The sequence below is a fragment of the Planktothrix sp. genome (genome assembly GCF_046067725.1).
Classification (GTDB): domain Bacteria; phylum Cyanobacteriota; class Cyanobacteriia; order Cyanobacteriales; family Microcoleaceae; genus Planktothrix.
On the sequence record NZ_JBJUDF010000333.1, the window covers coordinates 1 to 14,425 of the forward strand.

Here is a 14,425-nt window from a genome sequence, read left to right on the forward strand (position 1 = left end):
CGTTCGAGTTTTCGTTTCCAAGCTGATACTAATAATTGAAATAATAATGCCTCACCTAACCCTTTTCCTTGATAGTCTGGATCAATGGCTAAAATGGTGATATGTGCTTCTTCTAAGATTGCCCATAAACACCCAATTCCGATGATTTCATTACCCGAACTTCCCGGATTTTTTAATTCTATTTTAGGCAATTTTAAGTCTTCTAGGATCGGTTGTGAATTTTCGGTTTCATTGACCCGTTTCCAAATAATTAAATCACTATTGGGGCTATCAATTTCTCGTTGATATCCATCTATTGTCCAAAGTCCGCCTAAACAACGTTGATCAAGTTCAACAACAGCAGAAAGTTGATCATCGGTTAAAACTTGTAATTCTAAATATTGTTTTCCCATTTAAACGAGTATCTTTAAAGTTTAGCTTTGAGCAATGTTATCATAACAAAAATATAATTTGAAAACCTCTTAAATTTTAACAAATTTGCGATCGCCCGCTTCCCAACACTAATCATTAATTCTTGATCTAATTAGGGAGCGAGGACGCTCCCACTATAGTCCTTCTTCCTGAAATATGCTTTATGTGATAAGATAGAGAAAATTCTAAAATTAAACCCCAATACAACTCTATGCCTAGATCCTACGAAATGATGTGCATTTTACATCCTCAACTTGCAAAACAAGAAGTATACGAAACTCTCGAAAAATTTTATAATCACCTTATTATATATGGAGCTTCAGATATTAAGTTCATAGATCCCGTTGTATCTTATGAGATTAAAAGCTTAGATGATGATATTCCAAAAGATATTAAAAATAAAATTTTAGTTCAACAATTAGTTTCTTATCCAGTTTTAAAACGCCGTAAAGGGATATTTATTAGAAGAGATAAGAAAGCAAATCTAAAAAAAGTGCCGGGTATCTATATAAAAATTACCTATAAAGCAAATGGTCAGCAAGCAACGAAATTGTATAAAGAGATTCAGGGTTATGAGCAAGTTGTTCGCTGTTTAGTTGTCAGAGTTAAAAAACAAGTAGATTATGCTGCTAAAAATAGCAATATATTTATTCAAGAACAAAACGGAAATGATAACAATAATGATAATGAGCAATTAGAACCTGAATATATAGAAAATGATGAGGCACAAGAAAACGAAATTTCGCCAGAAGAACAAGAAATTTTAAAGAAAAAGAATTATCTTGATCTGACAAATAAAGTTAATACTATCCCTGAACTAGATAATTATAGAAAAGAAGCTAATGAGGATGCTTGGAAAGACTTAACAGAATGGATAGCTGAATCTATTGGTGAGATTAATTTTGGCGCAGCAGAAAAATCAGTTAACCGATTAAAATCAAGATCTCGGAATCAAACTCCTTACGAAATAGCGCATCAATTAATTATTCACAAATCTCTGCAAGCTGCTGGAGTTGAGTTAATTGCAGATGTAGTACAAACAGTTAATTGTATATTGAATGGATTACAAACTATAGAACTACCACGCTTATCTAAATTAGCAGCAGAGATGATCTACCAAATAGCAGATATTTATGGTTTTGATGCTAAGGCTACTGAACGAAAAACAGAAGCCTTATACATTTTTGGTTTTACTTTGTTATCTGAAAAAGTAGTAGAAGCTGGAATAGACTGGCTCAAATCTGGTATAGCTCTAACGAAAGCATTAAAGGTTGGTGCAAAGGCACTCATGATTTACGGAATTGGTCATTTAGCGTGTTATTACTATAAATATAAATCTCAATATAAGTTTGAATTGGTTCCTTCTGAAGATTTAGTGTTACAACTAAATCAAATCAGTCAAGATTATTTTCCTGAAAACACATCTGAAGAAATTGTGAAAGATAAATTAACTAATGAAATTTATCAAGCATTTCCGCCTATTAGTTATGATAGTTTAAATTCTTTGTTAGCTCAAGGTCAATGGAAAAATGCTGATCAAGAAACAGGTTCTATCATTTTGGAGTTACTTAATAGAAATATAAAAGATAAGGTAGCATTAATACCAGGCGAGGAAATTCGTAATATAGATAAATTATGGACTTTTCATAGTCAAGGTAAATTTGGCTTTAAGATTCAAAGAAGTTTTTATTTTACAGATAAAAAGATTGAAAGTTTAACAGCTAAATTAGATTGGCGAACATGGTTTGGCTGTAAAAATTATGAGAAATTAATACTTGATTTGGATAAAGCTCCTGAAGGACATTTACCTGCTTTTTGGTTGAACATCTATGCAGATCTAAAACTTCCAGAACAAAAGAATATCCGAGAATCCGCCAGTTATTTATTCAAACCTGATGAAGTCAATCGTTACTTAACTATTAAATGGTATCTCAAACCAATCCTAGAACGAAATGACTGGGAATCTTAATATCATCAGATAGAGAACCCATTGCCATTCTTCGTCCTTTCGATTGGTAAGGGAGGACAACTTTACGGTAAAATCAGATCCATAGAAGTGTTAATATAGTATTTCCTGTGCAAAATTCTGGACTGCAATACCTATCGGCATCAACGGATGCTACTGAAACGCGATCGCCCAATCAACATTTACTCCCTCTGACGGCGAAAGTCAACCCCCAAGATCACTTAGAAATAGGCGGTTGTGATGTTACCGCTTTAGTTAAACAATTTGGCACACCCCTTTATATTGTCGATGAAACCACCCTGCGAACGGCTTGTCAACAATACCGGGAAGCCTTCAAACGTCATTATCCGGGCGAATCTTTAGTTTTGTATGCCTCTAAAGCCTGGAATTGTTTAGCGATTTGTGCCATTGTCGCCTCTGAAGGATTAGGCATTGATGTGGTTTCAGGGGGAGAACTTTATACGGCGCTACAAGCTGGAGTTCCACCGGAGAAAACTTACTTACATGGTAATAATAAATCCTCAGAAGAAATTCAATTAGCGATTGAAAATGGATGTACGGTTGTTGCGGATAATTGGTCAGATTTAAAGATTCTGGCTCAACTGAGTCAACAGTCGATTGTTGATCATCCGATTCGGGTTATGATTCGGTTTACCCCTGGAATTGAATGTCATACCCATGAATATATTCGTACCGGACATTTAGATAGTAAATTTGGTTTTGATCCCGGTCAATTGGATGAAGTGTTTCAATTTATTAGTCAACAACCGGGTTTAGTTTGTATTGGGGTTCATGCTCATATTGGTTCGCAAATTTTTGAATTACAACCCCACGAAGATTTAGGATCTGTTATTATTGATACATTGACTAAGGCGAATCAATATGGCTTAAATATCTCAGAAGTTAATATTGGTGGCGGTTTAGGCATTTGTTATACCGAATCAGACGACCCTCCCAGCATTGAAGAATGGGTAAAAATTGTTACTGAATCCATTGTAAAGGCTTGTGAACAAAAACAATATCCCCTACCGAGATTATTGTGTGAACCGGGACGGTCGATTATTGGGTCTAGTTGCGTTACAGCTTATACCGTTGGTTCTCAAAAACAAGTCCCTGGAATTCGCACCTATATTGCTGTAGATGGCGGGATGTCCGATAATCCCCGTCCGATAACCTATCAGTCCTTGTACCGAGTGGTATTGGCAAATCAAATGTCTGCACCCATGACTGAAAAAGTCACCCTGGCAGGAAAACATTGTGAATCTGGGGATATTTTAATTAAGGATGCTCAACTACCTCAAGTTGAATCTGGGGATATTCTGGTGGTGATGGCAACCGGAGCCTACAACTATAGTATGGCATCGAACTATAATCGACTGTCTAAACCTGCGGCGGTTTTAGTTCATGATGGCGATGCTAACGTGATTATTGAACGAGAATCTTACCAAGATTTAATCCGAAAAGACCGACTTCCCGAACGGTTGACACTCAACCCTTAACGATTAACAGTTGACTCTTGACGGTTGATACTTTAACAATCAAGAGTCAACCGTTAACCGCTAACAATTTAACTTTAAAATTTGATAATAATTTTCGATGAATACAGCGCCTCTTCATGACAAAGCAAGGAATTCCTCCCTGGTTGATTCAAAGTCTTGATATTGGATTAGTTTTTGCCGTCGCTTATGTGGTGTTAGTCATCATTGGAGAACGCCGGACTCTGTGGATGGTGCGAGGGTTTATTATTCTGATGTTGGCAACGGCTCTGAGTAACTGGGCTAATTTAAGGTTATTGTATATTGCCCTCAATAGTTTAGTTACAGGGTCAGCCGTAGCGATGGCGGTGATGTTACAGTCGGAGTTCCGCCAATTTTTAGAACAATTGGGCCGGGGAGAAGTTTCGCAACTGTTGGGTCAAGGTCGCCGTGTCATTCCCGAACCCGATGGAGTCATTGATCAAATTGTAGAAGCGGTTAAAGAACTTTCGCAAAACCGGACAGGTGCATTAATTATTATTGAAACAGCCAGCCCCATTGATGAACGGGATTTTTCGGTTCCGGGGGTTAAACTCAATGCTGAAGTCTCCAGGGAACTGTTACAAACCATTTTTCAACCCAAAACCTTGCTCCATGATGGGGCGGTCTTAATTCGAGCTTCTCGAATTGCAGCCGCAGGAGTGATTTTACCGTTATCGGAACGGATGGCCTCTCGACAATTGGGAACTCGTCATCGCGCCGCCATGGGAATTACGGAACGGGTGGCAAAATGTATGTGTATTGTCGTGTCGGAAGAAACAGGTTCAATTTCTTTGGCGGAGAAAGGAGTCCTCAATCGACCCTTAACTAGCAGTAAACTGAAAGAGCTATTAGAAGCTCGGTCTTGGACATCCAATGATGACCGAACTGCGGCTTCAATTTCGATTACCCATTGGGGAAACCGCATGGGTTCCCAAGGATGGGCTTTTGTGTCTCGCCTATTCCGTCCTCGTTCCAAAGCTTCTCGGGAGAAAAAATGAGTGCTAAAACAAGGGTTATATATCAATTACCCGCAGATTTAGACCAAAGCCGTTTGCCTAAACACATTGCTGTGATTATGGATGGCAATGGTCGTTGGGCGAAACGTCGGGGTTTACCGCGAACGATGGGTCATCGTCGAGGAGTGGATGCCCTTAAAGAAATCTTACGCTGTTGTCGAGATTGGGGTGTGCAAGCCCTAACAGCCTATGCGTTTTCGACGGAAAATTGGGGTCGTCCGTTAGAAGAAGTCGATTTTTTAATGGCCTTGTTTGAGCGGGTTTTAATGCGAGAACTGCGGGAAATGATGGAAGAGGAAGTGCGAATTCAGTTTGTGGGAAATTTAACGGCGCTTCCCCAGTCTCTACAGGAAAAAATAGAATATTCGATGGAGGAAACGAAAAATAATAAGGGTATTTTATTTACAATCGCAACTAATTATGGGGGAAGGCAGGAAATTTTAAGTGCTTGTCGAGAAATTGCCACTCAAGTTCAACAAGGGTTAATTCTCCCAGAAGATATTGATGAAAAGGTGTTTGAACAGCATTTATATACGGCGGGAATATGCCACCCTGATTTGTTAATTCGTACCAGTGGAGAATTGCGAATTAGTAATTTTTTATTATGGCAACTTGCCTATGCAGAAATTTATGTCACCAATACCCTTTGGCCAGATTTTAATCATCAAGAATTGCATCTCGCATTGTCTTCCTATCAAAAACGGGAACGTCGGTTTGGGAAAGTTTAAATTTGTGATCCGTTTTAGGGGCGGGGTTTTCCCGCCCAAATTTAGTGATCCGTTAATAATTCAATTTTTCACTGATCAATAATTTAAGGCCCACCGAAAATAGCCGCTTCGAGATCTTTGCGAGAGAGGGAATATTTAAAGGAACGTTGAATATCTTGACCGTTGTTTGCCGCACCAATATAACGCACTGTAATTTGGTCAACGTCTAACCATAAATCTGCTGTCCAATTCGGGTTCTCAATTCGCCAATAATGAAGCTCTTTACTATCTTGTTCACCCCCATGAGAACGTAACCAGTTTTCTATATCGGGTAAGGGATGATTATATAAAGGTGTATCGGAACTGGGTAAAGTCATAAATTCAATCTGGAAAGAGCGACTTACTACTACTAATTATTAATTATATAGCATGGGTCTGATTTTGTGATTTAATGAATTAAGAATAAATCCCTGATCAAGAATAAATCAAGGTTGAAATCTATTAAAAACCCTGGAGGTTGAATGGGTTGAATGATTCCGCCAGAACGAATTAAACCCATAAAAATTGCTAAGAGTAAGCACCCAATTAAACTAACTCCCATCAGGAATAATGCAAAAATCTCTCCGGCGGATAGGGGACGGTCTGTTGGGTCTAAATAAGCAGAGGAACGAGAAGCAGAATGGGTTTTAGAATAAGGTTGATTAAAATGGGTTGGAACTTGAATCACATGATATCGAGAATAGCCGATTTTTTGATCATAAGATTGACGTCGTTGGGGGTTACTTAAGGTGGCGTAAGCTTCATTAAGACTTTGAAATTTGGCTGTTGCGATCGCTTTTGGTAATTCCGTTGTATCAGGATGATAAAGTTTGCTCAGTTCCCGATAGGCGCGTCGAATTTCGATGGGGGTCGCACTGGGATGAACCCCCAACAGTTTATAATAGCCGGAACTTAGGGCTGGATGGTTTTCGGGTTGGGGTTGCTGTTGGGATGAAGTTTCTGGGGAACTCACGGCGCTCCTACTCGATATCAGATAGATAGTTTGATTAACTACATCATAAAGTTTCGTTAAAAGTTTTAGCAAAATATGACGCTTTTGGACTTTCGCAATATCCCTGTTGTTTAACTTGGGTAAGGGTTTGGACGCTTCCAGAGCTTGGTTGCTGTCTGATGGGGGGTTATGGGAACTTGGTACAATGCAACCAGAACCAAATATTCTAGGAATTCTGAACCGTTTAATTTCTATGACAACTACAACCCCATATCCTAACGCCCCTGAATTATCACCGGATGATTATGTCATCATTGGTTTAGCGACCTGTTTTATTAAAGAAGATGGGGAAGTTCATCAAGTGCAAGTGGTTGAACCCATTCCATCCGCCGCATTAGAAGCAATTCTCAAAGGTGTTCCGACATCTTATTCTACAGCTTGGGCTGTAACTTTGGGTTCTATTTTAAACAATGGAGAAGCTAAAATTCCTCCTGAATTAACAACAGATGCCCATTTTTGTGAGAATTTTATTGACCGCGCGATCGCAGCAACTCGCACCTATAAAAATCGCCCCCAAGCAACAATTCATATTCCATTAGGAACAACTTTTAAAGACTTTAATTTCTCTTTAGAACGAAAGCGGGTTTTAAATTCTGAAAGAATTATTCGTACTGAAGATAACGTTAAACAACACGCTTATACTCATCAAGTGCTTTAATTAGTAGGGAATAGGGAATTACGAATTACGAATTACGAATTACGAATTACGAATTGGAATAGGGAATAGGGAATCTTTAAATGTTTGCTCCGCATCCTTCCCCTGTAGAGACGCGCCAATAGCCTTCGGCATCGCTACGCTAAGGCGCGTCTCTACGTGAGGTTTTAGGTGAGTCTGTTAACGTTTAGTTGGCGCAAGCAACACAACTATCATCGGCTTCTTTGAAGCTGTCACGCTGTACTGTTCTGACATAATAAACGGCTTTACAACCTTTTTTCCATGCTAGAACTAATGTTTCATAAATATCTTTCGCTTTGATAGCGCGATCGGGTTCATCGGGAAAATAAATTCCTTCATTGAGATTAAACATTAATTCCATTGAAATTCCGGTATCAATCCATTGTTGAACTGTGGCAACGGCTTTGACAACAATTTGTTGATTTAAGCTTTTATTTTCCGGGTAAAACCAAAAATGATCTCGCAGGAAAGGAGGAGCAATGGGTACGGTTCCTTTTGCCCATTTGTCATAGAAGAAACGACTATAACAAGGTAAAATACTGGCGGTACAGCCTTGAACTAAAGATGAAGAAGTGTTAGGCGCGATCGCAGTAATATGAGAATTACGAATCCCATATTGTTGAATATCTAAACTTAATTGTTGCCAACGTTCTTTCTGCTGAGCGTGTTGTAAAAACCACTCTACAGGTTTCGCCCCAATTAATTTTCCTTGACTCCAAGCACTGCCGTTAAAGGCGGGATAAAAACCCCGTTCTTTTGCCAATTCCATTGAGGTTTTAGTACAATAAAAACCGATATCTTCAAACAGATGACTAATTTCCGTTAAGTGGTTATAGGTTAATTGACGTTTAGCTAACCAATCCGCTAACCCCATCGCTCCGACCCCAATGGTACGATATTTTTGATTATGATGTTTACTCGCTTCAAAGGGAGCGTTTGTAATTTCGATAGTATTGTCTAAAATTCGCACCGCAATTTCACAGATTTCTGGGAGTTCTTCGGATTCAATATTAGCTAAATTCAAAGAATCTAAATTGCAAGTATGGGCTTCTTCTCCGGGTTTAACATTGCTCCACGATTCTTGACACAAATTCCCCCCCGGAATATACCCTTCATGTTGATTGGGATTGGCTCGATTTGAGGTATCTTTAAACCATAAATAAGGCATTCCTGTTTCTACTTGAGAACGCATCATTAACTTAAACAGTTCCCTAGCATTTACCTTTTTATAAAGGGTAATTTCCGTATCTAAGTTATCTTCGATTTGTTGATAAGCTTTTTCAAAGGATTCACCCCAGGTTTCTGCTAACTCAATACCTAATTTTTTCCTAATTTCATAGGGATCTACGAGTGTCCAATCTTCTCGATTAATCACCCGACGCATAAATTCATCAGGGATAACTAATTGGGGAAAAATATCATAAGCTTTACGACGTTGATCTCCATTTTCAGTCTGCATTTCTAAAAATTCGGGAACGTCTAAATGCCAGACATCTAAACTCACTGTAATGGCGCCCGCCCGACGACCTCCTTGGTTAACCGCGATCGCTGTATCATTTAATAATTTAATCCAGGGAATCACGCCACCAGAGGTGTTTTGTTTGCCCATGACCCAACTTCCAGTCGCCCTAACGCGGCTGACGTTGGTTCCGACGCCCCCGCCATTTTTAGAAATCCGAGCCGCATCTTTGATGGTGTCAAAAATGCTTTCTAAGTTATCATCCATTGCGGTAATAAAACAGCTACTTAAGGAACCATTGGGAATCCTTAAATTCGCTAAAATTGGTGTAGCTAATGAAATTTTCCGTTGAGCGATCGCTTCATAAAATTTTCTAGCCCAAAATAACCGATTTTCGGGTTTTTCAACAATTGCTAATAATAATGCACAAGTTAATAAAGCTTCTTGAGGTAATTCTTGGGGGAGTAAATAGCGTTTACTTAATAAAACCGCCCCAGCATAATCATAATCTTTATCCCATTCTGGATTAATCCAACTTCCGGCTTCTTGAAGTTCTTCAACGCTATAGGTTAAAATCCGAACATCATATTGTCCCTGTTCAACTTTATTGTGAACGGTTCTACAATAGTCGCCATATTCATAACCCCGACGAACTAAGGTATCTTTCCATAAACTCCAAATCTGAAGTCTCCCGGCGACATAACGCCAGTCTGGGTCTGAGGGACTACATAATTCTAGGGCACAATTAATTAAATTATCCTGAATTTCTCTGGTGGTCACCCCATTGCGGAGACGGGTGGTGAGTCCCGCTTCTAGGGTGATGGGGTTCGCCTCCATACCCTCACAAGCCCAGTTGACAACTTCTCGAATTTTAGACACATCTAACGGTGCAAAACTCCCATCCCGTTTGATGACTTTAATATCTTTGCTGGGGGTTGTCGCTATGGATAGTGATGTTGATTGCATAGTCAATCTTTTGACCCACTTCTATAATAATTTCATGCCTTACCACTGTACTCTAATTCCATATTTAGTGACAGGGATTGACAAAAATCTTTTTTTCCGCTATATCTAGTGTAATATTTGATAACTTTACTTAAAATTCAACTAATTATTATTACTAAGTTGCCAAAGAAAACAACCCCTAAAACAGATGTTGGGGTTGCTTGATAGGTTAGGTAAAGATCAGTTGAAGTTAATGTTTGTTAACCTGAAGTCAGCGCAAGTATTTGATTATTGAAAATCACGTCTTCTTAAACCTGTAGACCGAATTTGAACTTGACAATTTAAAGGAGTATTGGTGAAGTCACAGTAATAATAGGCGAGTAAATCACCTTGAAGATTACAGACTCGTAAATTATAACCATAACCGCGAGTAATATTTGCAAATTGATTCACAAATACATATTGTCCTAAATAGCGTTCTGCATTCCAATTTTCTCGATCAACAACTAATGTCACCAGAGAATCTAAATAAAGATTGGGGTAAAGTTGAACCATACTATTTTCGATATACCAATTTTGCAGAATGTTTTCGCCATAGAGTTGTTGTGCTAACCAAAGACTAGGAAGACTCGGTTCGGTTTGAGATAAGGGAGGAAAGGGTAAAACCGCATCTTCTGAAAAACAAGGTTTAGGCGGTTTATTTAAGTCAAAAGATAAACTATCTTCTTCTGAAACGGTTTGCGATCGCACGGGAAGAATTAAACTATTAAAAATAAAAATAAACAGAAAAGCAATCAAAATTTGAGCCGGTTTATTAATTGAATTCATAAATTAAAATAGGAGCCTATATATAGCAAGTATAAAAAGCAGGAGGAAGAAATAATTGCTTCCCGATTTCCTATTGCTTATTTCCTATTGCTGATTGCCTCTCTCACATAATTTTTTGAATTTTGGGTAATTTTAAACCTTGAAAAGTTCCTTGAGGCTGCATTAAGGGGAGAAACTGGTCAACGTTTTCAGCCCCTGCCTTTTGTAAGGCTTTTAAGAGTTGAGTCGTTTCATCGATTAACTGTTCAACATTAATTCCACTATAATCTGGTTGATAATAGTCTAAACGTCCGAGTCCTTCCCCCATTAAAATCACGGCACCTTTCCAATTTTTTTGACTTAAATGATAAAGCCCAACGGCGATTTGTAAAACGCCTTGATAAAATTTTTTTTGCGGTTCTGAGGCTTCCATCCATAAGGCTTCCAAGGTGTCGTGACAGGCATAAAACTCTTGTTGATTAAATTCTGTAACGCCTTGCAAAAACTCTTGGGGAATGTCTTCGTGCATGGATTTTAATTTTTACCTCAAATCAACAGAATCAGAATCAATAACTAACAATTAATTTCCCGATTATTTAACACCTAACCCAACACCAAAGCTGATAGTTACACCATTGTAGCGCGAACTTTTTCAATTTCTTCTAGGGAAATTACTTGCTGTTCTCCAGCAAAATCATTATCCGGGGTGAGAAATAACATACAATGGCATTCTTTGCGTTCTCGCATGGGAACACAGGGACAATTCCAATAGGCGCTTTTGACCTCAGCTTCTTTATCTTCATAATGACGACAAGGACAAAGGGGTGAGCCTAACTCGTCTTTATGTTTAGCTAACCCTTCAATGACAACAGCAGTAACGGAGGGTTCAGCGCAAAAAAAAGTTCCTGTGCGTCTGGCATACTGTTCAGAGAACTGCTTCATTGCGATTAAGCTCTTTTCGCTGGCTAATTTATCGTTCGTTTCTGGGGTCATGGATCGGCGTGTCAATTAATAACAATATTATTTCTAATTTTACCGCAATAGGTACTCATTGAGCAAACAATAAGGGTGTGTGGAACAGGCATCTTACCTGTTCAGAAAATGGACATTGAATGAAAATTGAGAAATATTACTTAAAGATTGGATTGTTTTAAAGAAGATTGAAGTTGAGATTGTAACGAAATATCGGGACGAATTTCTAAACCCAAATGGGGTAATTTTTGGATTTGATCGTGAGTTTGGCTAGTTAATTGAGAATCAGACGGCCAAAGTAACCATCGACTACCTAAAGGTAAGGTTGTTAAGGAAGCCGGATTTTGAGTTAACCAAATCATCGGAAAATTTGGAGGTTCTTTAATAAATACATCTTCCCCTGAATGAATATCCGCTAAGGTATGAAGAACGACTCGATTTCCATACACTAATCCGGTTTTTGCTGTCCATAATTGAACATTGGATTGACTGCGACAAGCATAACAATATAAGGATACAGCCGCAATGACAGCTTGTTCAAAATCATCAGGATTCCAGAAAAAAGCGCTATCTAAAGCAATAATAATTTCCTGACCGCCATGGGAGGTTTCTAATTCTCTGACTCGGAATTCCCCATATCGTGCACTGGAACGCCAATGAATTAAACGAGTCGGATCACCATAACGATAAGGTCTTAAGGTACGAGTCACCCCTTCAGTTGCCATTTGAAATTGGCGTTGTTCATCAACATTAGGATTATATTCTTGTCCCATTTCATCAATTAAAGGACAGGAAGTTAAGGGTAAAACTACGGGATAAACTATGGCGGTGGCGGGGACTTGCCGTTCTCGACTACACCAAAATAATCCTAACGGTGTGGCGGTTCTTAAGTTGACGCCTAACCAATGGTAGATTCCGCGTTTTTGGGTAGGAATATAACTGACCCAATGATGGTAATGATGGGCAGGTAAAAGCTCAATGACAGTTGATGATTTTCCTAAACCCGGAGGTAATAAATCCTGAATTTGTATTAACGTTTTAGCTTGATTGCTGGAATTTTTAATCGTTAATTCTAAGGTTAAATCATCTCCAACACTGACAGGATTAATCGTTTCTCGTTGAACTTGTAGGGATAATAAAGCTTGTTGAGGTAAGACCGCAGCAATTGCTAATAAAGCAAAACTAATGCCACTAATCACATATAACCATCCCGCCATGGTATTCGTTGCAGCACCAAAGAAAAAGATCGAGAGTGCAATCAGTAATCCTCCTGCATAACCCGGGGAGATCCAATGAGATTCTAACCAACGTTGCACTTGAAACCGATTTTTTTTCATGGAATAAAATAGAACTTTACCTAATTTGATCTTAAGGGAGGATTACAAAATTTGTACAAAAGCGACAGGGGACAAATAGATTGCCTATAATTCAATTAATCCTAAACTGCGTTGAAGTCAGCTAAACAACCATACAGCTTATGACGAACTCCGCCACGCCAAAACCGATCCCCAAAATGCCTCCACCCCCGGCTTCTGTTGCGGTGGAGTCTTCCCCCGCTTCGATTAACCCGGCTTCCTCGATTAAAGTAATGGTGAAAGATGCTTATAGCAAAAAAGCATCAGATATTCATATTCGAGTCGGACATACCCCTCGATTTAGAATTCAAGGGCAAATGGCGAGGGTAAAAGATCATCCTAAAGTCACGCCTGAACTATTTGAACAGTATTTAGATGAAATTCTAACTCCCCATCAACGTCAACAATTTGTAGAAACAAAAGAACTAGACACCGCTATCTTTTATCCAGGGTTAGTTCGCTGTCGGGTCAATTGTTTTGATTCCCTGACAGGGGGTGCAATAGTTCTGCGTTTAATTCATTTACAAATTCCCTCGATTGATGAGTTAGCATTGCCGCCGGTTCTCAAAAATATTATTGGTTATTCCCAGGGTTTAATTTTAGTCACCGGGCCAACGGGTTCAGGGAAATCGACGACCTTAGCGGCGATGATTCGTCACCTGAACGAAAGCGCGAAAAAGCATATTGTTACTATTGAAGACCCGATTGAATTTGTTCACCCCTCGAAAATGTGTTTAATTAGTCAACGAGAAGTTGGCTTACATACGTTAGAATTTCATAACGCATTACGGGCTGTTTTACGGGAAGATCCTGATGTAATTCTAATTGGGGAAATGCGCGATCGCACCACCGTTAATACCGCCTTACAAGCTTCACAAACGGGTCATTTAGTATTAGGAACCCTCCACACCCGAAACGCTTTAAATGCCATTAATCGTCTATTAAACCTGTTTAACGTTGAAGAACAACCCACCGTCAGAATTCAAATTTGTGATTCTTTGGTAGCCGTTATTGCTCAATTATTAGTAATTACCGTTGATCATAAACGCACGGCGGTTCACGATATTTTGGTGAATACTCCTGCCATGCGAGATTATCTACTCAAAGGGGATGAGGAAAGTGCCTTACAGTTGATGGAATCGGATACTTATGAAGGAATGCAACTGATTAACCAAGCACTCTTTGAACAGGTACTCTCCGCGCGGGTAACAATGGAAGATGCCGAACGAGTCTCCCCTGACCCCACCGATTTAGATCGTCGCTTCCGTACTGCGGGTATTGACTCCTCCGGGGTCGTCCGCCACTTCAAAGAAGGCAAATCTCCTTTTAGCACTTAAGAGCGTTGACGGTTAAGGGTTAACGATTGATGGGTACGGAGTTCCATGTGTGCAGTGCAGAGTGCAGAGTGCGGAGTTCGATGTGTAGAGTGCGATGTGTAGGGAAAGACATAGGAATTCATCCCCTCTCCCCTGCTCCTCTTCTCCCCCTGCTCCCCCTTCGTTCTATAATTTGGCAGTAACTTTATCTTGCCTCTATCGTGATA

14 protein-coding genes are annotated in these 14,425 nt (G+C 39.3%); 6 read left to right on the plus strand and 8 right to left on the minus strand.

Going from position 1 to position 14,425, the window contains the following annotated elements; genetic code table 11:
• A partial coding sequence (locus ACKPEB_RS20710; protein ID WP_408966904.1) for a GNAT family N-acetyltransferase occupies window positions 1-392 on the minus strand: 392 nt, incomplete at its 3' end.
• A 248-nt stretch (window positions 393-640) separates the two neighbouring features.
• Between ACKPEB_RS20710 and ACKPEB_RS20715 the strand changes: the two genes are divergently transcribed.
• The 4 genes from ACKPEB_RS20715 (at window position 641) to ACKPEB_RS20730 (ending at window position 5,638) form a co-directional block, all read left to right on the plus strand.
• Window positions 641-2,380, plus strand: a complete 1,740-nt coding sequence (locus tag ACKPEB_RS20715) for a GUN4 domain-containing protein (protein ID WP_408967665.1) — start codon at window positions 641-643, stop codon at window positions 2,378-2,380.
• 107 nt (window positions 2,381-2,487) lie between these two features.
• Window positions 2,488-3,876, plus strand: coding sequence for a diaminopimelate decarboxylase (lysA, locus tag ACKPEB_RS20720; RefSeq protein WP_408966906.1), 1,389 nt, complete (start codon window positions 2,488-2,490; stop codon window positions 3,874-3,876).
• A gap of 116 nt (window positions 3,877-3,992) precedes the next feature.
• Entirely contained in the window at window positions 3,993-4,892 is a 900-nt protein-coding gene (gene cdaA, locus ACKPEB_RS20725) for a diadenylate cyclase CdaA (protein WP_408966907.1), read from the plus strand.
• Window positions 4,889-5,638, plus strand: coding sequence for an isoprenyl transferase (locus ACKPEB_RS20730; RefSeq protein ID WP_408966908.1), 750 nt, complete (start codon window positions 4,889-4,891; stop codon window positions 5,636-5,638). The genes cdaA and ACKPEB_RS20730 overlap by 4 nt, the downstream gene beginning before the upstream one ends.
• Window positions 5,639-5,721: 83 nt before the next feature.
• On the opposite strand, the gene ACKPEB_RS20735 is transcribed toward ACKPEB_RS20730, so the two are convergent.
• On the minus strand, window positions 5,722-5,994 hold the full coding sequence (locus ACKPEB_RS20735) for a DUF3143 domain-containing protein (protein ID WP_408966909.1): 273 nt from the start codon (window positions 5,992-5,994) through the stop codon (window positions 5,722-5,724).
• A 71-nt stretch (window positions 5,995-6,065) separates the two neighbouring features.
• Window positions 6,066-6,629, minus strand: a complete 564-nt coding sequence (locus ACKPEB_RS20740) for a J domain-containing protein (RefSeq protein WP_408966910.1) — start codon at window positions 6,627-6,629, stop codon at window positions 6,066-6,068.
• Window positions 6,630-6,861: 232 nt separating this feature from the next.
• Between ACKPEB_RS20740 and ACKPEB_RS20745 the strand changes: the two genes are divergently transcribed.
• A complete protein-coding gene (locus tag ACKPEB_RS20745) occupies window positions 6,862-7,326 on the plus strand; it encodes a hypothetical protein (RefSeq protein ID WP_408966916.1) in 465 nt (154 codons plus the stop codon).
• A gap of 184 nt (window positions 7,327-7,510) precedes the next feature.
• On the opposite strand, the gene ACKPEB_RS20750 is transcribed toward ACKPEB_RS20745, so the two are convergent.
• The 5 genes from ACKPEB_RS20750 to ACKPEB_RS20770 form a co-directional block, all read right to left on the minus strand.
• Window positions 7,511-9,769, minus strand: coding sequence for a ribonucleoside-diphosphate reductase subunit alpha (locus ACKPEB_RS20750; RefSeq protein WP_408966911.1), 2,259 nt, complete (start codon window positions 9,767-9,769; stop codon window positions 7,511-7,513).
• A 267-nt stretch (window positions 9,770-10,036) separates the two neighbouring features.
• Window positions 10,037-10,576 (minus strand): hypothetical protein, encoded by a 540-nt coding sequence (locus tag ACKPEB_RS20755; RefSeq protein WP_408966912.1) that lies wholly within the window; start codon window positions 10,574-10,576, stop codon window positions 10,037-10,039.
• Window positions 10,577-10,679: 103 nt separating this feature from the next.
• On the minus strand, window positions 10,680-11,084 hold the full coding sequence (locus ACKPEB_RS20760; protein WP_408966913.1) for a DUF309 domain-containing protein: 405 nt from the start codon (window positions 11,082-11,084) through the stop codon (window positions 10,680-10,682).
• 98 nt (window positions 11,085-11,182) lie between these two features.
• On the minus strand, window positions 11,183-11,548 hold the full coding sequence (locus ACKPEB_RS20765; protein ID WP_408966914.1) for a ferredoxin-thioredoxin reductase catalytic domain-containing protein: 366 nt from the start codon (window positions 11,546-11,548) through the stop codon (window positions 11,183-11,185).
• A 140-nt stretch (window positions 11,549-11,688) separates the two neighbouring features.
• Window positions 11,689-12,864: a DUF58 domain-containing protein gene (locus ACKPEB_RS20770; RefSeq protein WP_408966915.1), complete on the minus strand. Its 1,176-nt coding sequence runs from the start codon at window positions 12,862-12,864 to the stop codon at window positions 11,689-11,691.
• 176 nt (window positions 12,865-13,040) lie between these two features.
• Between ACKPEB_RS20770 and ACKPEB_RS20775 the strand changes: the two genes are divergently transcribed.
• Window positions 13,041-14,219 carry a type IV pilus twitching motility protein PilT gene (locus ACKPEB_RS20775; protein WP_408966917.1) on the plus strand — a complete coding sequence of 393 codons (1,179 nt, stop codon included), beginning with the start codon at window positions 13,041-13,043 and terminating at the stop codon, window positions 14,217-14,219.
• The last annotated feature ends 206 nt before the right edge of the window (window positions 14,220-14,425 follow it).